A 20,460-nucleotide genomic window follows, 5' to 3' on the forward strand; every position below is an offset into this window, starting at 1 on the left:
AAAACGTCATTGCGAGCGAACGTACGTGAGCGTGGCAATCCACATATAGATTGCTTCGTCGCTACTAAAGTAGCTTCTCGCAATGACGCCAAGCTATTTTCTATATGACTTTTAAATGCCATGTGTAAGGTTAGTAAGTAACTGCTATATAGTTTTTTGTTTAATTTTATTATTTTGTAAATCATTATGCTTATTAAAGATTTTGAGAATAAAGGCTTTTTATATCAATGTACTGATTTAGAAAAACTAACGACACTAATGAACAATAGTAAAATATCTGTTTATATTGGCTTTGATTGTACAGCTCAATCTTTACATGTTGGGAGTCTGATGCAAATTATGATTTTGCGTCTATTGCAACAATATGGTCATAAACCAATAGTAATCCTGGGAGGGGCGACTAGTAAAATTGGTGATCCTACTGGTAAAGATGAGGCAAGAAAATCTTTAACAAAAGAAGAAATTGCCAAAAATGCTGAAGGTATAAAAAAATCATTATCAAAATTTATTAAATTCGGTACTGGGAAAAATGATGCAATATTAATTGATAATTCAGAGTGGCTCGAATCGTTAAATTACTTAGATTTTCTTGGCAAATTTGGTAGTTTTTTTTCTGTGAATCGTATGTTATCTATGGATTCGGTGAAATTACGTTTGGAAAGAGAGCAGCATATGAGTTTTTTAGAATTTAACTATATGTTGCTACAAGCCTACGATTTTTATCATTTAAATAAAGTATATGGCTGTTCTTTGCAAATAGGTGGTAGTGACCAATGGGGTAATATCATAATGGGCGTTGATTTTACCAGGAAACTAACTGGTAATGAAGTTTTTGGTATGACTACGCCATTATTAACAACTGCTTCTGGCAATAAAATGGGCAAGTCTGTTGGTGGGGCGGTGTGGTTAAATGAAGATATGTTAACTCCATATGATTATTATCAATATTGGCGGAATTGTGAAGATCAAGATGTAGTCAAATTTGCTAAATTATATAGCGAGTTAGAGGAAGATAAGATGCAAGAGTTTATTGTACTTGCTGAGTCTGATATTAATGGTGCCAAGAAGCAATTAGCATTTAATTTAACAAAACTTTGTCATGGTGAACAAGCGGCTATAGCATCCTTAGAAACAGCTACAAAGGTTTTTGAACAAGGAGAAATTGACGTAAATTTACCAACTATCTATATTGAACAGAGTCGTTTAACTCTAGGCATTTCAGTATATGAATTGCTTCATGAGTTGGGTCTTGTTGAATCAAAATCTGAGGGGCGTAGACTCATTAGAGGGGCTGGGGCTAAAATCAATAATCAACTAATCGAAGATGAAAATATGATGGTTGACTTGACTTTTATGCAGGACAACCAAGTTATTAAGATATCTGCGGGTAAGAAGAAACATATGTTAATTAAACTTTCTGCATAATCAATCTATCGCAGGCAGCCTCCTAGATGAGCTATAGTCAATTGATGAGAAGTTGGTGACGTTCGTCGCTCAATGCTCGCCTATTACTTATAGGCGTCGCCCCATCGTTCCTGCTACCCAATTCCCCTGAATTGACTATACCCAATTGCTTATTATACAAGTGCTTACGCTCTATTATTAGAGCTTCGTTATTTCATATTCTAACTCCATATTTTTTCCACAAAATGCCATCGAAATTTTTAATATTTGTTTTACATGTGAATGCTCTTTTATTTTACTATCATATTTTTTATTAATAATTTGTTGTAAACCAGATTTAGCTATATCTGCTAGCTCTTCTGAGGATTTAGCGATTTTATACTCGATAATCATCGCTTTATCACCTTTGCCAATTTTTGGAATCATCACAACGTCAGCTCTGCCATCCCCTGATTCTTGTTCACTTGATATTATATAATTAGGAGTTAACATATTAATAAAGCCGAGCATAAAGCCACTATAAAATAATTCGGCTTTTTTCTCTCCTGTTTGATGAAAACTAGTAGAATTAAGTAATAATTCTTGCAGACGCTCTTTAAATGCCTCTATTTTACCATCTGGTAATAGAGTAACAAAAGAATAATATCCAGAATTATCAATTTTTATTTGTTTAGTAACCCATTGTAGCATTCTTTTTTCATAAATATATTTCACCTCGTAGTTAGGAGCAGATAAATCATAAATATCTCTTTCTGGCATCTTGGTAGTTGTATTTAGGTAACCACTAAATAATAATAAGCTAAATAACCCTTCTGGTTGGTTAATATCAGCAAAATTTATATGTTTAGTAATAGAAGAAGTAATAGTTTTACCCGCAGCTAAAGCCTGGATATCTGTTTGCATCTCATCTGAGAGCAATACATGATCAATCCAACCAGTCCCACCACTATCAATCCAATAATGATCCAGCTTGCCCTTCTGAGCTAAACATCTCATAATTGACCAAGGATTATAAATGACTTCTCCACCAAAATTATAGCCATTATACCAATTTTTAATTTGTTCTGGATTGGTTTCAAGAGGTACTTTGGTTAATAATTCATCAACTTCTGCTTGAGTAAAGCCATAGATGTCTGTAAAATTCTCATCTAGTAGACTACATTCAGTTAAATTATTCAAATCTGAAAACAAATTAGCCTTAGCAACACGCAATATGCCGGTAATAACACCTTTTTGTAATGAATCATTGGTTTTAAGACTATTGCCAAATATTGCCCGGAATAGAGCTAATACTTCCTCAAACTCTTCTGAATTATTGCCAAATTTCATATAGGCACTATTAATTGGCGTATCATACTCGTCAATTAGTATGTAAACTTTTTGATTAAAATGTTTATAAAGTAAGTCGCTTAGAAATTTCAAACTATTTTTAATGTCATCTTCTATTAACTTGCCTGTAAAATATCTTTGTAATATTTCCTTTTGTGCATCAATCAATAATTTTTCATCTTGTTTTATATAACGTTCTAAATAACGATGCTTGGCAAATAAATTAATTATTTGACTTTTAATTCCCACCTCAATTTCTTGATAACTACTGCCTCTAACGCCCTTGAAACTTATAATAATAACTGGGAATTGACCTTGGCGTTTCATAGAATTTGCTACATTAGCAATTTTTAATGGCTTTAGTTCTTTAGTCTCATCAAATCCTAAATCTACCTCTCCACCAGTAAATAGTTTATAATTCACCTTTTGTTCTTGTGGTAGAACCCGCCCTTGCTCATCCACTTCTATCTCAAAAAATCTCCGCACCATATCCATATTCAAGCTCTTCCCCCACCGCCTTGGACGGGTGATTAAGGTGACTTTACCACTATCTTCTAACAATTCCTTGATCATTAGACTTTTATCAACAAATATATCGCTATTAATCAACAAATCGTAGAAGTCATCGGTACCAACAAACATTCTTGGCTGATAATTATTGTGGGTTTGTTCTTTCATACTTTACTCAATCAACTAAAATTCACTCTTATATCTAAATAATTTATGACAACTCATGAACATGGTATTTACTAATAACTTGCTTATATAGTCAATTGATGAGAAGTTGGGGACGTTGTTGCTCAATGCTCGCCTATTACTTATAGGCGTCGCTCCATCGCTCTTAGCCCCAAATTCTCCTGAATTGACTATATATTTCATTATAACATAATAATAACTTGCACTAACTATTTATCAGTAAAAAATTATAAAATTTTTAACTTCTTATCCAAAATTTGCGTAATAAAGTATTTTAGGGATTTTTTTGTTTAGGTTCTGTTGACAAAATTTTTAACGTAACCATATTAAAGCTCCAACAAAATTTAGAAAGGCTAAAAAGGTGGCTGGGGCTTTATCAAACCTAGAAAATATTATGTTTTCTTAAGCATTTCCTTATATAAATCTAAGGTTTTACTTAGCATTAAATCAAGGGAAAAGTTATCGATTACGGCTTTTCTTGCTGCTTGTTGTATCTTTTTACCTTCATTGGTTTTAAGTATGGATAAGCAATGTTCAATTTTTTCTGCTAAATCGCTTGGATCGTTTGGTTTAACATGAAATCCAGTTTTTGTATCTGATATTGTTTCAATAGCTCCACCAATATTTGTAGCAATTACTAGCTTTTCCATTGATTGCCCTTCAGTTATAGTACGACCAAATGCTTCTGGCTCAATTGAAGTAGATAACACTATATCTGAAATGCCATAAAGACCGAGCATATCAATTTCATTACCAAAAATTTGAACTTTACTTTGTAGTTTCAATAAGTTTATAAGAGATTTTATTCGATTTGTGAAATTTGGGTGTTTAGATAAATCCCCAACCATCAGACAATAGAAATCTAGATGTTTTAGTTTACCAAGTGCTTCAACAAGGGTAAGGTGACCCTTCCAACTGGTAATTCTTGATGGTAATAATATTATGGGAGGAGTGTTATTAGATAGACCGTATTTCTTTTTATATTTTACTAACTTTTCTTCTGTGACATTTTGGGGATCAAAATAGCGATAATCTACCCCTCGACGTATTACCACAATTTGTTCTTCTAAAATTTTATAATTAGTTACTATATGCTGCTTTACAAAATTAGATACAGCTATAACCTTCTCGCCTTTGGTCATTACGCTATTATAGAAATGTTTGAACAAATTTGAGATGTTGTAAATGCCATGAAATGTTGTTAAGAATTTAGTATTAGTAGCCTTTGCTGCCATATAACAACTCCAAGCCGGAGCTCTTGATCTTGCATGTACTATATCTACGTCATATTCCTTGATTATTTCTGATAAAAATCTTGCATTTTTCCATATTGAAAAAGGATTTTTAGTAGCACTATTCATAGAAATATGCGGTATATCTGCAGCTATTAATTCTTCAACTAATGAACCACCAGAGGAGACTACAATAACATTATAATCAACTTTTTTTAACATTTTAGCCACTTCAATTGTCCCTCGCTCTACTCCACCAGAGAATAAAGCTGGAACTACTTGCAAAATGGTTGGTTTATGGTATCGTTTGGGTGAATCTGATGAAATCATTAATTAACTAATTTAAATGAATAAAATATATAATACAGAAAATAAAAAATTTATCACTTATAATCATTATAAAAGTAGTAAAAAAAATATGCCTTCCGTAATGTTTTTACATGGCTTGATGTCACATATGAATGGTACCAAGGCTGTATTCCTTGAAAATTACTGTAAAAAACAAGATTATAATTTTATCACATTTGATAATTTTGGTCATGGAATATCGTCAGGTGATTTTCTTGATGAAACTATTGGCTCTTGGCTTATGGAAGTTGAGATGGTGTTAAATAAACTTGTCCTGCAGCCAACTATTATAATTGGTTCCAGTATGGGTGCCTGGCTTGCTATGTTGGCTGCTATAAAATTATTTGTAGCGTTATTGGTCTTGCTCCAGCAATAGATTTTACAGAAAACATTTGGGAAAATTTAACTGAAAGTCAAAAAAAACAAATGCAACAGCAAAAATGGCTTGATGTTAGTGGGCGTAATTGCAATAATACATACCCAATAAGCTATCAATTAATACTTGAAGCCAAAAATCACTTGTTACTAAACTCAAATAGTATTAATCTTAAGAAACCTGTTCATTTAATTCACGGGATGTTAGATATTGATGTACCTTATAATATTTCAAATAAGTTAGTAGAAAAAATTACTAGTGATATAGTAGTAATGAAATTAATAAAAGATGGGCATCACAATCTCTCAAGAGAATCAGATTTGGCTATAATTGCTAATTCTTTGGAAGAAATAATAAAATATAAAAACTAATGAATAACCATAAATTTGCTAAAACAGCTAAAGTCTCAGATTTTTTAAAAGTTGCAGAAGTAATAGATAAGCTAGATCAAGATAGTTTGGTGCTTTTTGATGTGGATGACGTACTGATCATGGCTCAAGATGAATATCGCTTAACTCATCCTTATAGACGTGAATGGTGTGTTGAAAGCAAAAAACGCTTTACTAGAAAAGAAAGGCAACTTTTTTTTAGTATTATTCTAAAAAATCGTACTATTCGCTTAGTGAACCCCAATATAAATGATATATTGAGTAAATTATGGGAGAGGCAAATTCCAACTGCTGCTTTAACCAAGCTATATACAGGTAGATTCGGGGTTATTGAAGATTTTACCAATTGGCGTTTAAAAGAGCTTAAAGGAATAAATATAGATTTTATGAAATCTACTCCAATAAAAGAGGAAATATTAATTGATGAATTACATAGTGAGAATGGTATGCCGATGATGGAAGAAGGGGTGATTCTTACTGCCGATATTGATAAAGGTGTAGTATTAGAGAATATTTTACACAAGAAAAATTACTACCCTAAAACCATAATATTCGTTGATGATGTTTTAGAAAATATTGAGTCGGTGGAAAAAATATGTACTAAATTACAGATTAATTTTTATGGTTTTGAATTTAGCGGAGCTTCTTTAGTACCGGAAGCAGAGCTTGATAAAAAAAGTGAAAAAATTCGTTTTGAAATTTTAGAGAATGAACATCGTTGGCTAACAGATTTAAAACTTTAATATGGTATTTGAAATGTTGAATAAATTAATTGTTTTTGTAAGTGTATGCATTATTTCTTGCTGTGCTATCGCTGAAAAACAAGAGGGCATTCCGGTAAAAGCCAGTAAAGTGCAAATGGCTGATTTGCATAATGTTTTCAGCGTTGTCGGACAATGTAAAAATGATGCAAGCCGGGATTATTATGCTAATATTTCTGGTACGGTTGATGTAGTATCTGATTCTCATGGTAAGGTTAATAAAGGAGATATTTTGCTTATTATTGACAAAGATTTAGCTACGTCAACTAAGTCACAAGCAGAAATCTCTTTAAAAACGGCGATGACTGCTTATGAACGTGATAAGGCATTATTTGCCAAAAAATATATTAGTAGTGATGTACTAGAAAAATCAAATAGTGATTTAGAAACAGCTAAGCTTGCTTTTTCCAAAGCAATGAATAGTTACAACGATATGGTTATCGTAGCACCATTTGATGGAAATATTGGTATAATAAAGCTAAAAAAAGGGGATAAGGTAGAACAAAAAAATTATCTTTTTAGCATTATTGCTCAAAATTCTACCACTAAGAGTATTTTAATGGAGTTACCTGAGGAGCTTTATAATCAGGTGTCAGTATCTACTGATTTAGTGATAACCGATAATAATGGTGATAAGATTAATGGAAAAATTGCTGAAATCTCACAATATGTTTCAGATAATGGTACTATAGGTGCTAAAGTTATTGTTGATTCTAATAGTAATATGCTACATAGAAGCTATGTACCTATAGACTTAATTATTAACAAACATCGGAATTTAGCAGTAGCTAGTCAATCAGTGCAGAGTAATAGTAAAGGTCAGTATTTTATATATAAACTTAATGATAACAAAGTGCAGCAACTTTATGTTAAGCTAGGTACTAGTCTAAATGGTCTAACAGAGATTATTTCAGACGAAATCAAAGAAGGAGATATGGTAGTAGTGGAAGGAATTACTAAGATTAATGACGGTAGCATAGTGAAATTATTATAGCTACCCAAAAAAGGTTTTAGCCATGTGAACTGACTTCACGTGAGGAGCCGAAGGCGACGAAACAATCCATAAAAGTAATAAAAATGGATTGCCACACTCACATATGTTCGTTCGCAATGACGTGTATGCATCTCAAACGTCATTGCGAGACTACGTAGTAGTCGAAACAATCCAAAAGTGAATAAAAATGGATTGCCACACTCACATATGTTCGTTCGCAATGACGTGTATGCATCTTAAATGTCATTGCGAGACTACGTAGTAGTCGAAGCAATCCATTTTTATTCACTTTCCTGGATTGCTTCGTTGACCTACGGGCTTCCTTACAATGACGGTTTGTATGGGTAAATACTAATCGGGTTAGTTATAGATTTAAAAAGGAGAAAATATGGAATATATATTATTAGTTTGTAGTATCGTGGCGATCCTTATTATTATACAGATGGTTAAGGTTGTGCCACAACAACAAGCATGGATTGTTGAAAAATTTGGGAAATTTGATAGCATCTTGCAGCCTGGCTTGAGTATTTTGATACCAGTGATTCAGAAAGTAGCCTACAAACACACTTTAAAGGAAGAAGCAATTGATGTGACTGCTCAAACAGCCATTTCCAATGATAATGTTACGTTACTAATAGATGGTGTGTTATATGTAAAAATTGTCGATCCAGTTGCTGCATCTTATGGGGTTAATAGTCCATATTATGCTATCACTCAGCTTGCACAGACCACTATGCGTTCAGAAATAGGTAAGTTACCATTAGACAGAACTTTTGAAGAACGAGAAACCTTGAATATCGCTATTGTTTCTGCTATTAACCAAGCGGCAGTCAATTGGGGGATACAATGTATGCGTTATGAAATTAAAGACATTCAGCCACCACAAACAATACTTAAAGCGATGGAGTTACAAGTTGCGGCAGAACGTCAAAAACGAGCCCAAATTTTAGACTCAGAAGGTAATAGACAAGCAAAAATAAACCATGCGGAAGGCGAGAAGGCTCAAGTTGTATTAAATTCTGAAGCTTCCTATATTGATCAAGTAAATAGGGCTAAGGGTGAGGCTGAAGCAATAGGATTAGTAGCCATGGCTACTGCTAAAAGTATTGAACTTATAGCAGCCTCTATTCAGAAATCTGGAGGAAACGATGCAGTATCTTTAAAAATCGCTGAACAATATATATCTGCTTTTGGTGAGTTAGCTAAGGATAGTAATACAGTAATTTTGCCGGCAAATCTTTCTGAACCAGGAAGCTTTATAACTCAAGCTTTGAGTATTTTTGATCAGCTGAAATCAGCGAGTGATAAGAAATTGCCTAAGGAATCAAATATAAAGGAATCATCTACAAAGAAAAAACTTAGTGCTAGTGAATAACCTGCTATACTCTAATAATGAGCGTTCACGGTTTTTTTGCTATTTTCTTATGATGAATAAAAGCCAAGCGTCATTGCGAGACCACGTAGTGGTTGTGGCAATCCATTATTCTTGGATTGCTTCGTTGCTACTAAAGTAGCTCCTCGCAATGACGTCTTGTACTTTAACTTTTTTCCTGTGAACGCTTACCTCTAAATAATATGTGCAAATCTAATGATTCAAAATAAGTATATTGTTAGACTGGCATTCTTTGGGTTATTTATAAATATCATTGTCAACATGATTTACTATCGTTACTTCATTATTGAAGAAATGATTTTAAAGCAAGTTGGAGAAGCAAATATTAAAATAGCTGGTGTTTATACAAAAAATGTCTGGAATAGGAATAAAACGGCTGTAAATAAATTACATGAATTTGGTTATATAAATTTATTGCAAGATGCCGATTTTATTAAATTTGCAACTACTTCAGTTGATATTTTTGTTAATCTCAATGCCTATATTTCTTTATATGATCTACAAGGTCATAAAATTATAACCAGCTCTCCAATTCAAATAACAAGTCAGGTGAATTTTCCTGAAGATACTTTGTATCAAAGAATTATTAGCCAATTTGACAAATATTTTTTAAAAGAGCTGGTTGTAGAGCAAGCCTTTAACAAAGCTTTTAAAGGAATGACAAGTCATATATTAATTCCTAGGGCTCTATTCCATATGTCAGGGAAAGTAGAGAAAGCATCCTGTATAACAAGTTATATTCCAATAATAAACCGCGACTTATCTAGGTATCCTGTTGATGGTGTGTTAGAGATTAATACTAATATTACTAGTTTATGGTCAAGTATTATAGAGCTGGAGAAAAAAGTATTACTAACATTTTTTATCATTATGCTAATATTCTTAATTATCGTAATTAGCAACACAAATTATGCACAGAAGATTATAGATCAACAATTTGAGGCTAATAAAGCGTTAGAGGAAGCGGTAATTAAGGTTAGAAACGAAAGTTCTGCTCATACTAAATTTTTTGCCAATGTTAGTCATGAACTACGTACCCCTCTAAATGCTATTATAGGTTTTTCAGAAATTATGATGTCCACGCCTTACAATAAAGAGCATGGTAATTATATAAAAGATATTAATGACGCAGGCAAGCATTTGCTCAGTATAATAACTGATATATTAGACTTATCAAAAGCATCGGCTGACAAGCTATTAGTTGACTTTGTTGAGTTAGATCTCAATAAATTAATTACTTCTACTGTAAGGATAATGAAGCCAAGAGCTGATCAGGCATCAGTGCAATTAATTGAAAAATTACCAAAAGATCATATCGTGATAAAAGCAGATCCCAAAAGACTTAAACAAGTATTTTTTAACCTTTTATCTAATTCTATAAAGTTCACCAAAGCATCAGGTACTATAACAATTTATGCTGAGAAAGATGAGCCTAAAGGGCTAGTTTATATACAGGTTATAGATACTGGTATAGGAATTGATGAGAGAGATATTCCCAAAGTACTATCAACCTTTGGGCAGATTGATAGTAGCGTTGGCAGAAAATACCAAGGAACCGGTCTTGGTTTACCACTTACTCGCAAGTTGGTTGAATTAATGAAAGGTAAATTTGAGTTACAAAGTAAAATAGGCATAGGCACTACTGTAACATTAACTTTTGCTTATGATTAATAAACTTCCTACCCCAAACGTCATGGCAAGGAGCTACTTAGTCAGATGTCACCCCTGCGTAGGCAGGGGGCTAGATTCCACAACTGTTGAAAGTTAGAAGAGGAAGCGGTTTTAGACCGGATAGTTTAAAAATCGTATGTGGTCAACGTCATTGCGAGAAAGACCTTAGGTCGACGAAGCAATCCATAAAAGTAACCAAAGATGGATTGCCACGACCACTACGTGGTCTCGCAATGACAGAAAACCTATCTAAAACCCGCTTTACCTTCTAACTTTCAACAGTTGTGGGCTAGATTCCGCACCGAAGCGGGAATGACGAAAAAGTCAGATGTCATATTAAAATAGGAGAATATTATGTTTGAATTAGAGCAAAAATATTTTGGGTTAGTAGCTGGAGTAGATGAAGCTGGCAGAGGGCCGTTAGTGGGGCCTGTAGTAGCTGCATCTGTCATCATTGATCAAACAAGAATCATAAATGGTATCAAAGATTCTAAAAAACTTACTAGAGAAAAGAGGAATTTGTTATATGAACAAATAACACAGAATTATATTTGGTCTGTTGGTATAGTGTATCACGATGAGATAGATATAATTAATATCCTTGAAGCGACTAAAAAGGCTTGTACTATATCAGTAGCAAATCTTTCTGTTAAACCGGATACAATATTAGTAGATGGTAACATGAAATTTGCCGATTCAAGATTTATTAGTATAGTAAATGGTGATAATTTATCGATTTCTATTGGAGCGGCATCTATTATTGCAAAAGTTACTAGAGATCGTTTATTACTTGAGTATGCCAAAGAATTTCCAGAATATATGTGGCATAAGAACTTTGGATATGGGACAAAAGAACATCTAAATGCTATACATTCTCATGGTTTTTCACCTTACCATAGAAAAACTTTTAAGATAAAAAGCTTTTAGCCATATATAGTCAATTCAGGAGAATTTGGGGCTAGGAGCGACGAGTAACGACGTCCCCAATTTCCCATCAATTGACTATATTGTTATTAATTTGACTATATTAGTAACTTATGCTTTAATTGAGCATATTAATTAAAATAATTATTGTTATGGAACAATTAAATGCAACTGATGCAAAACGTGAATTTGGTGAATTACTTATTAAAGCTCAAGTAGAACCTATTAGTATAAGAAAAAATGGTAAGCCTATAGCTGTAATAGTTTCTGATAAAGAATTTCAAAAATTGGAAGCCTTTAAAGAACAGCTATTAAAACTTGCTATTGCTGAAGGATTAGACGACATAACAAAAAATAAAATATATGATTATAGGGATGTTTTTAATAACCTACAAATGAAGATCAATGATTCAATGTAAGTTTACTGATAGTGCTAGACGTGATCTTGAAGATATTACAAATTATACTCTAAAATATTGGGGAAAACAACAAGCCATAAAATATCTAGACGAGATATATAGTAAAATTATTACTTTAAGCAGCAGTCCTAGTATAGGTACTTTGCGTGCCGACATATATCATGCGTTACTAAGCTTTCCTATAAAGAAACATGTGCTTTATTATATAAAGCAGGAGGAAGGTATAATTGTTGTTAGAATATTACACAAACATATGTGCCATAAACTCCATAATTTTCCAAACCTAAATAAGTTATAAAATATCAATTATCCCTTTAAGAGACTGTCTGCGATAATTAATTATAGTCAATTCAGGAGAATTTGGGGCTAGGAGCGACGAGGGACGACGTCCCCAACTTCCCATCAATTGACTATATATATTCAAAATAAAAATACATTTATTGTAAATAAAATGAGTTAATACACTTAGTGTAGATATATTTATGTGATATAAAATTAAATAAAACATTAAACTAAACATTTTCCAAGGATCATTTACTCATGACTAAACTTACCACTGAAGAAATTAGAAATAAATTTATAAGTTATTTTGTTGCCAATAATCATTTACACGTTCCAGCTAGTTCTCTTATTCCTCATAATGATCCTAGTTTAATGTTTGTTAATTCTGGGATGGTACAATTTAAAAACGTTTTTACCGGTCAGGAAAATAGAAATTATCAAAGAGCGGTTACTAGTCAAAAATCACTACGGGCTGGTGGTAAGCATAATGATCTTGAGAATGTTGGTTATACTGCAAGACATCATACATTCTTTGAAATGTTGGGCAATTTTTCTTTTGGTGATTATTTTAAGGAAGAAGCAATATATCATGCTTGGAATCTTTTAACCAAGGAATTTGCTATAGCTAAAGAAAAACTATATGTAACGGTTTATCATACTGATGAAGAAGCAGCTACCTATTGGAAAAAAATTGCTAATTTAAGCGATGAGCGAATTATTAAAATAAAAACCACTGATAATTTTTGGTCAATGGGAGATACTGGACCTTGTGGACCATGTTCAGAAATTTTTTATGATCATGGAGAGCAGATACAAGGCGGGTTGCCAGGAACGCAAGAGCAAGATGGTGATCGCTTCATTGAGATTTGGAATATGGTCTTTATGCAATTTGAACAAGTCGATAGTGATACTAGGATTGAATTGCCTAAAAAATCCATTGATACTGGTATGGGGTTGGAGCGTATTAGTGCTGTGATGCAAAATGTCTATAATAATTATGACACAGATTTATTTAAGGAAATAATCGCCTATACCGAGAATATAGTAAAAGTTAAGGTAGAAGGAGAGGCTAAGTTTTCTTACCGGGTTATTGCAGATCATTTACGAGCTTGTGCTTTTTTAATTAGTGATGGCATCATGCCCTCAAATGAAGGTAGAGGATATGTACTTAGGCGTATTATGCGTCGGAGTATGAGGCATGCCCATATACTTGGTAGTAGTGAACCTTTAATGTATAGACTGCTTCCTAAATTAGTAGAGATTATGGGAACAACTTATCCCGAACTGAGAAGGGCTGAGGATTTTGCCAGTAATATCCTGGAACAAGAGGAAATAAGATTTAAAGCAACTCTTGAAAGAGGTCTTAAATTACTTGATGATGAAACAAACCATCTTAGTAAAAATTCAGAGCTTTCAGGAGAAATAGTTTTTAAATTATATGATACATACGGCTTTCCTGTCGATTTAACTGAAGATATATTAAAATCTAAACAAATCTCCATTGATCTTGATGGCTTTAATAATAAGATGCAAGAGCAAAAAGATAGGGCAAGAAAATCTTGGTTAGGTTCGAATGAATCTAAAACAGATAAGATGTGGTTTGATATTAAAGCAGAATTTGGTAGTACCGAATTTTTGGGTTATTATTTGAATGAGGCGGAAGGTAAGATATTAGCTCTTATTAAAGATAATAAATTAGTTGATACTATAGAAACTAGTCAGGAGAAATTCATTCTAATTAGTAATCAAACTCCTTTTTATGGGGAGTCTGGTGGACAGATGGGGGATATAGGTTATATCAAATCTAGCAACAGTAAAATTAGAGTAGTAGATACGGTAAAATATCTTGGTTCAATAATTGCTCATATATGTATTTGGCAGGAAGGAACCACCATTAAGGTTGGAGATAGTGCCGATTTTGCTATTGATGTCAAATATCGTAATAATTTAAGAATTCATCATTCGGCAACTCATATATTACATGCAGTATTACATCAAGTACTGGGTAAACACGTAACGCAGAAAGGATCGCTGGTAGCATATGATCGTTTACGTTTTGATATTAGTCATATGGCGGCATTAACCCAAAAAGAAATTATCTTGATAGAAGATAAAGTAAATCAGATTATTACTGATAATTCAAAAGTTACCACAACATTAATGTCAACAGACGACGCTATTAAAGCAGGGGCTATGGCTTTATTTGGTGAAAAATATGATTCTGAAGTACGGGTAGTAGCGATGAATTCGCTCGAACTAAATTCACTTGAGTTATGTGGTGGTACACATGTTACTAGAACCGGTGATATTGGGATGTTTAAAATTACCAGTGAAAATGCTATTGCAGCTGGCGTTCGGAGGATAGAAGCGGTTTGCGGTGAATTTGTCTTAAAACTAATTAGGCAGAATGATGCGATGATTGAAAATATATCTGCCGCTTTAAAAATAGGTAAGAATGAACTTATTGATAAGGTGAATAGTCTAATTGCTAGTAAGAAACAATTAGAAGATCAGTTAGTATCTCTGCAGGTCTCGATGCTTGATTTGAATATTGAACAAATTGCCAAAGAATCAGTCAGTGTTTCTGATATAAAGTTTGTTTACAAGCTAGTACATAATATAGATAGTAAAATATTACGCTTATCTGCTGAACGAATAGTTGATAAGTCTGATAATCTTGTAGTTATATACATAGCTATGCCGGAAAAATCTAAAGAGGTTAGTGGTAGCACAGGGCATAATACTTGCAAATTATCGATTACAGTTGCTGTTAGTAAAAAAATCAGTAATAAGGTTCATGCTGGTAATTTAGCTAAAGAAATATCTATATTCCTTGGCGGTAGTGGCGGTGGTGGTCAAGCGAATATAGCTCAGGCAGGTGGTACTGATGTAAGTAAACTAGGAAAGTTACCAGATATGATAAAGGGGGTGTTATCAGAACTTTAACGGATTATAGTCAATTCAGGAGAAGTTGATGCTAGGAGCGATGGAGCGACGCCTATAAGTAATAGGCGAGTGACGACGTCACCAACTTCTCATCAATTGACTATAGATATATGGTATTTCTGACACAGATACTAAAGAGTTTAAAATGTAATATTAGAATAATTTTATGCTTTTAAGTAGTGATATGATAGTATATAATGCAGGCAATGGGTGTTTGACAATTTTTTGTTAGGCAAATGTAAATCAGTAGCTTATTTAATAATTTAAGGAGTTTGTTATGATACTAAAAAAAACCACAATAGCTTTTTTAGCACTATTTATGCTTTCTGGGTGTGGTGCAAAGAAAAAACCGATAGATACGGGTATAACTAATGAAGTTGAGGAAAGTTCTCTAGCTTCTGATTTTGAAAGACGTGCTGGTGACAGGGTGTTTTTTGCTTTTAATAAATCAGATATTTCGCCTCAAGCAAAAGAACAGCTAAGTAAACAAGCTAATTGGTTAAAAAGCCATCCTAAAGTAACAGCCACTATTGAAGGGCATTGTGATGAGAGAGGGACAAGAGAGTATAACTTGGCGCTTGGTGAAAGAAGAGCAGAGGCTGTTCGAAAATACTTGACTAATAATCTAGGAGTTGAGGAGAGCAGGCTTGATACTATCTCTTATGGTAAAGAGAGACCAGCTGTTCTTGGTGATAATGAAGCAGCTTGGGCACAGAACCGTAGGGCTGTAACTTCTATAAAATAAAGTATACAACGTTACTAAGTTTAGCAAAGTCGCCACTTTTAGTGGCGACGAAGCAATTCATGAGAATTAGTATAGATACATCGACTACATGGATTGCTTCGTTGTGCGGTTTCCGCACTCCTCGCAATGACGCATAAGCGTTAGTTTAAGAAAACAATAATTAAAAAATCGTCATTGCGAGGAGATCGTAAGGTCGACGAAGCAATCTAATAAATGTCGATTGCCACGATCACGTAGTGGTCTTGCAATGACATTTTGCACTTTCCTGGAATTTTTAAATTGTCATGTGGTTTGTGCGTAAGGTGAGTTATAGAATAAAAATTGTAGGGTACTATGGCTTATTCGGCACTAATTCAGGTTAATTGACTATATAATAAAGTAATTTTTAGAGATAATTTTGTGGTATATATATTAATTGCTTTAAGTTTGACTACATTAATCTTAGTGCTAGGTGTTGTCTCTATGGCTATTGGCGGGAAAATTGACAAAAAATTTAGTTCCAAATTAATGTCGTTACGGGTTATATTTCAAGCATTTGCTGTATGTGTTCTTGCTTTTCTCTATCTTTCAAAATAGTATATTCATCAAAAACTTGTAAGTTAACATCATAATATGCTTGATCTATTTAGCTTTAATGAAAAAAAGCCCAAAATTAATAATTCGTATACAGCAAAAGATATTGAAGTATTAGAAGGGCTTGAGCCTGTACGCAAGCGTCCTGGTATGTATATTGGCGGGACGGACGAGAATGCTATGCATCATCTTGTTTCGGAAGTGCTAGATAATGCTATGGATGAAGCTGTTGCTGGTTTTGCTAGCGTTATCACCATAAAGATGCATGTAAATAATAGTATCACTATCTCTGATAATGGTAGAGGGATTCCTGTTGATAATCATCCCAAATTTCCTGATAAATCTGCTCTTGAGGTAATTTTAACTCACCTTCATTCTGGTGGTAAATTTTCAAATAATGTCTATCAAACAGCAGGTGGCTTACATGGAGTTGGCATTTCGGTTGTTAATGCTTTATCCGACTATTTAGAAATTAAAGTATATAAGCAGGGTAAATTATTCAAGCAATCTTATTCCAAAGGACAAAAATTGAATGATTTAACCAGTGAAGATATTGCCAAAAAATTAAGGGGAACATCTATCAATTTTCATCCTGACCCAGAAATTTTTGGAGAGAAACCATCCTTTTCACCAAAAAGAATATATGAATTAGCCAAATCAAAAGCCTATTTGTATAGAGGGGTAACGATAGAGTGGCAATGTGAAGTTGAAACTAAAAGCGATGTTCCAGCAACAGCTCTCATCCATTTTCCAGATGGTTTGAAAGATTATTTAATTTCTAAAATAAATTTGGAAGATTTAGTTAGTGGAGAGATTTTTTGTGGTAATATTGAGTGGGACCAGGATCACATAAAAGTGGAATGGGCAATTGCTTGGCATAAAAATGAAGACCAGCCTTTTATCCAATCCTATTGCAACACTATTCCTACCCCTCTTGGTGGAACCCATGAGCAAGGTTTGCGTAGTGCATTACTGCGTGGTATAAAGGTATATGGTGAAATGACCGGTAATAAAAAAACCACTTTACTTACTATTGAGGATATTCTAGAAACTTCTTCTATTGTTTTTTCTGTATTTATCCAAGAGCCAATATTTCAAGGACAAACAAAAGAAAAATTGGTTTCGCCTGGGATTAATAAAATAGTAGAGAACATTGTTAAAGACCATTTTGATCATTGGTTGAGTAGTAATAAACTCGTAGCCAACCAGCTGCTTGAACATATAGTTAATATTGCGGAATACCGAATAAATAAGCGTAACGAAAAAAATATTTCACGTAAAACTGCTACACAAAAATTGCGATTACCAGGTAAATTAGCAGATTGTACAAGAACCTCTCCTAATGGGACGGAATTATTCTTGGTTGAAGGAGATTCTGCCGGGGGATCAGCTAAACAGGCAAGAGATCGAGAAACACAAGCTATTTTACCTCTTAGAGGTAAAATTTTGAATGTTGCCAATGCAACTTTCGAGAAAATTACTAACAACCAAGAAATTCAAGATTTAGAGGTGGCATTAGCCTGTGGTAGTCTTAAAAATTATCGAGAGGAGAATTTGCGTTATGAAAAAATAATAATTATGACAGATGCTGATGTTGACGGAGCTCATATCGCCTCATTGTTAATGACGTTCTTTTATCTTCGTATGCCGAAGTTAATATCTTCAGGTCATTTATATCTTGCTAAACCACCTCTTTATAGATTAACCCAATCTAATAAAACTTACTATGCAGTAAATGATCAACAAAAAACTGATTTAACTGCTAAATTATTAAAAAATAGTAAGGCTAAAATAGATATTGGTCGATTTAAGGGGTTAGGTGAAATGATGCCAGCTCAGTTAAAAGAAACAACAATGAACCCAAAAAATAGAACCATTCTAAAAGTTACTATAGATGATTTTGATAATATTGCTAAGATAGTAGACGATCTTATGGGCAAAAAACCAGAAAAACGTTTTCAGTTCATTTATAATCAGGCTTTAATTAAGATGGATACAATTATAAACAATTTAGATATTTAGGAGTACTATGTTCATACGCTTTATAATGTTATTATCAAGTTTTATCTTTTGTGCCAATATCACATTTGCGGAAGAACCGAAAAAAAAGAACGAATTATCAGATACAGCTTATCTCAAACAATTTCAAGAGGTCTTTGAGCGTATTAATAAAGACTATGTTCAAGAACCGGAAAAACAAAAAATGACCGATGCTGCTATCGAAGGCATGTTAACTTCGCTAGATCCCCATTCTAGCTATTTTACTGATGATGATCTAAAAGATTTTCTTAATGAGACTAAAGGAGAGTTTGGCGGTATTGGTGTTCAAGTGCAGTATGATAATGGTGCCATCAAAGTCATTTCCCCTATTGATGATCTAGCAGCTTATAAGGCGGGTATAAAAGCTGGAGACTATATAGTAGGAGTTAATGATGAGTTTGTATCAACTTTAGGTTTTCATAAATCTGTCAAAGAGATGCGTGGAGAACCAGGAACAAAAGTGAAATTACTGGTGATTACAGAAGGTGAATCTAAGCCAAAAGAAATTGAACTTATCCGCGAAATAGTTACCATTACCCCAGTAAAAGCTCATTTAGAAAAAAATAATATAGCTTATATAAGAATAGGGGCTTTTAATGAACACACCATTGAAGAATTAAAAAAATCTATGAAAACTTTAAAAGATGGTAGTAAAAATAGCATAGAGGGTATTATTCTAGATTTACGTAATAATCCTGGTGGTTTGTTAGAGCAGGCTGTTGCTGTTAGCGAATATTTTATTGATTCTGGAGTAATTGTTACTACCAAGGGAAGAACCAAGAATAGTAATGCGGTATTTAATAGCAATAAATCTGCAGAAAAAGCTCCATTAGTTCCGATGATTGTTCTTATTAATGTTGGCTCTGCCTCAGCTGCAGAAATTGTAGCAGGTAGCTTGCAAGATCATAAAAGAGCGATAATACTTGGCACAAAATCTTTCGGTAAAGGATCTGTACAAAGCTTTTCGGTAATCAGTCCTAGAGCGGCTGTAAAGCTTACTACGGCTAAATATTACACCCCTAATGATCGTTCAATTCAAGCAGAGGGTATCGAACCTGACATATTTGTTGAGATGGTAAAAGTTGAATATCCCGAAACAAAAATGATAGATGGAAGATTCTCTGAAGCTTCTTTAAAAAATTACTTAAAAAACGATAACAAAAAAAATGATGATAAAAAACTAGACTCTACAAATAAAGATAAAGAGGCTATTAAGAAAACAGATGATACTACAAAAGATAAAGATAAAACAAAAACGACTGAATCAAAAAATACTTTAGACCAACTATCTGATCTTTATAAAAAAGATTATCAATTTGCTAGAGCTTATGATTTGATTATGGGATTAATTTTAACTAATAAAGCAAAAGGGCATTGAGTTATATGAAATATAAAAAAATACAGCACTTAATTTTTCTAATTCTTTTATTAATTGGTTCAAGAACTATGGCTGACGAAATGAGAATTGGAGTATTAAGACATGATTTAGGGTATAAATTTGGACTGAGTGGTAGATCAAGAGAACGTATTGAGAAGGGTTGTGATTTTAATTTAGAATGGCTTTTTGAAAAATACAAATTTTTATATGCTTATCCTCATATAGGGACAAGTATTAACAGTGATAGCTATACTAGCCATATCTATACTGGGATTACTTGGCATTTTGATATGACGAAATGTGTATTTTTTGAAGCAAGTTTTGGATTTGCCATTCATAATGGGGAAATAGAAAAATTAAATCAAAGAAGAAGAGCCTTAGGAACAAGATTTTTATTTAGAGAAAGCCTTAGTTTAGGTGTAGTAATTCAAGAGAAGCACGCTGTTTCCTTAATTATTGACCACTTATCTAACGCTAAGATTGTAAAACTTAACCCTGGTTTAACTAATTTAGGTGTACGATATGGTTACAAATTTTGACGGTGGGGTAGGGGGCTTTGG

General features: G+C 33.3%; 18 protein-coding genes and 1 pseudogene. 15 read left to right on the plus strand and 4 right to left on the minus strand.

All coding sequences use genetic code 11. From position 1 onward, the window contains the following. The first annotated feature begins 183 nt into the window (after positions 1–183). Positions 184–1,425: a tyrosine--tRNA ligase gene (gene tyrS, locus ACQH1V_RS06675; RefSeq protein ID WP_425360900.1), complete on the plus strand. Its 1,242-nt coding sequence runs from the start codon at positions 184–186 to the stop codon at positions 1,423–1,425. 37 nt (positions 1,426–1,462) lie between these two features. Here the strand turns inward: tyrS and ACQH1V_RS06680 are convergent, their stop codons facing one another. The 4 genes from ACQH1V_RS06680 to ACQH1V_RS06695 all read right to left on the minus strand — a co-directional run bounded on the left by ACQH1V_RS06680 (position 1,463) and on the right by ACQH1V_RS06695 (position 4,991). Next, the gene (locus ACQH1V_RS06680) at positions 1,463–1,585 is read right to left on the minus strand and encodes a hypothetical protein (RefSeq protein ID WP_425360243.1); all 123 of its coding nucleotides are present in this window, start codon (positions 1,583–1,585) and stop codon (positions 1,463–1,465) included. Positions 1,586–1,602: 17 nt separating this feature from the next. Next, on the minus strand, positions 1,603–3,411 hold the full coding sequence (locus tag ACQH1V_RS06685) for an AAA family ATPase (protein WP_425360244.1): 1,809 nt from the start codon (positions 3,409–3,411) through the stop codon (positions 1,603–1,605). 15 nt (positions 3,412–3,426) lie between these two features. Beyond that, the gene (locus tag ACQH1V_RS06690; protein WP_425360245.1) at positions 3,427–3,612 is read right to left on the minus strand and encodes a palindromic element RPE2 domain-containing protein; all 186 of its coding nucleotides are present in this window, start codon (positions 3,610–3,612) and stop codon (positions 3,427–3,429) included. A 209-nt stretch (positions 3,613–3,821) separates the two neighbouring features. Then, positions 3,822–4,991, minus strand: coding sequence for a glycosyltransferase family 4 protein (locus ACQH1V_RS06695; RefSeq protein ID WP_341748877.1), 1,170 nt, complete (start codon positions 4,989–4,991; stop codon positions 3,822–3,824). A 16-nt stretch (positions 4,992–5,007) separates the two neighbouring features. Between ACQH1V_RS06695 and ACQH1V_RS06700 the strand changes: the two are divergent. The 14 genes and pseudogenes from ACQH1V_RS06700 (at position 5,008) to ACQH1V_RS06765 (ending at position 20,439) form a co-directional block, all read left to right on the plus strand. Next, positions 5,008–5,756 (plus strand): annotated as a pseudogene (locus ACQH1V_RS06700) (alpha/beta hydrolase). Further along, positions 5,756–6,517, plus strand: a complete 762-nt coding sequence (locus tag ACQH1V_RS06705; RefSeq protein ID WP_375329745.1) for a DUF2608 domain-containing protein — start codon at positions 5,756–5,758, stop codon at positions 6,515–6,517. Before ACQH1V_RS06700 ends, ACQH1V_RS06705 begins: the two are co-directional and overlap by 1 nt. A gap of 13 nt (positions 6,518–6,530) precedes the next feature. Further along, positions 6,531–7,529 (plus strand): efflux RND transporter periplasmic adaptor subunit, encoded by a 999-nt coding sequence (locus ACQH1V_RS06710; RefSeq protein WP_425360246.1) that lies wholly within the window; start codon positions 6,531–6,533, stop codon positions 7,527–7,529. 388 nt (positions 7,530–7,917) lie between these two features. Then, the gene (locus tag ACQH1V_RS06715) at positions 7,918–8,904 is read left to right on the plus strand and encodes an SPFH domain-containing protein (protein ID WP_341759013.1); all 987 of its coding nucleotides are present in this window, start codon (positions 7,918–7,920) and stop codon (positions 8,902–8,904) included. A 213-nt stretch (positions 8,905–9,117) separates the two neighbouring features. Next, positions 9,118–10,593 (plus strand): sensor histidine kinase, encoded by a 1,476-nt coding sequence (locus ACQH1V_RS06720; protein WP_425360247.1) that lies wholly within the window; start codon positions 9,118–9,120, stop codon positions 10,591–10,593. A gap of 354 nt (positions 10,594–10,947) precedes the next feature. After that, positions 10,948–11,520, plus strand: coding sequence for a ribonuclease HII (locus tag ACQH1V_RS06725; RefSeq protein ID WP_425360248.1), 573 nt, complete (start codon positions 10,948–10,950; stop codon positions 11,518–11,520). Positions 11,521–11,669: 149 nt separating this feature from the next. Further along, entirely contained in the window at positions 11,670–11,936 is a 267-nt protein-coding gene (locus ACQH1V_RS06730) for a type II toxin-antitoxin system Phd/YefM family antitoxin (RefSeq protein WP_341748881.1), read from the plus strand. Continuing rightward, entirely contained in the window at positions 11,923–12,234 is a 312-nt protein-coding gene (locus ACQH1V_RS06735; protein ID WP_341748882.1) for a type II toxin-antitoxin system RelE/ParE family toxin, read from the plus strand. Before ACQH1V_RS06730 ends, ACQH1V_RS06735 begins: the two co-directional genes overlap by 14 nt. Before the next feature lie 242 nt (positions 12,235–12,476). Further along, on the plus strand, positions 12,477–15,164 hold the full coding sequence (alaS, locus tag ACQH1V_RS06740) for an alanine--tRNA ligase (protein WP_425360249.1): 2,688 nt from the start codon (positions 12,477–12,479) through the stop codon (positions 15,162–15,164). A 280-nt stretch (positions 15,165–15,444) separates the two neighbouring features. Then, the gene (gene pal, locus ACQH1V_RS06745; RefSeq protein ID WP_425360901.1) at positions 15,445–15,909 is read left to right on the plus strand and encodes a peptidoglycan-associated lipoprotein Pal; all 465 of its coding nucleotides are present in this window, start codon (positions 15,445–15,447) and stop codon (positions 15,907–15,909) included. A 399-nt stretch (positions 15,910–16,308) separates the two neighbouring features. Continuing rightward, entirely contained in the window at positions 16,309–16,485 is a 177-nt protein-coding gene (locus tag ACQH1V_RS06750; RefSeq protein ID WP_341748884.1) for an HIG1 domain-containing protein, read from the plus strand. Positions 16,486–16,521: 36 nt separating this feature from the next. Then, positions 16,522–18,504 (plus strand): DNA topoisomerase IV subunit B, encoded by a 1,983-nt coding sequence (gene parE / locus ACQH1V_RS06755; protein ID WP_341759340.1) that lies wholly within the window; start codon positions 16,522–16,524, stop codon positions 18,502–18,504. A gap of 7 nt (positions 18,505–18,511) precedes the next feature. Next, entirely contained in the window at positions 18,512–19,900 is a 1,389-nt protein-coding gene (locus tag ACQH1V_RS06760; RefSeq protein ID WP_341748886.1) for a S41 family peptidase, read from the plus strand. Between the two features lie 5 nt (positions 19,901–19,905). Further along, on the plus strand, positions 19,906–20,439 hold the full coding sequence (locus ACQH1V_RS06765) for an acyloxyacyl hydrolase (RefSeq protein ID WP_425360250.1): 534 nt from the start codon (positions 19,906–19,908) through the stop codon (positions 20,437–20,439). Positions 20,440–20,460 lie beyond the last annotated feature (21 nt).

The sequence above is a fragment of the Candidatus Tisiphia endosymbiont of Ceraclea dissimilis genome, assembly GCF_964030735.1.
Classification (GTDB): Bacteria; Pseudomonadota; Alphaproteobacteria; order Rickettsiales; family Rickettsiaceae; genus Tisiphia.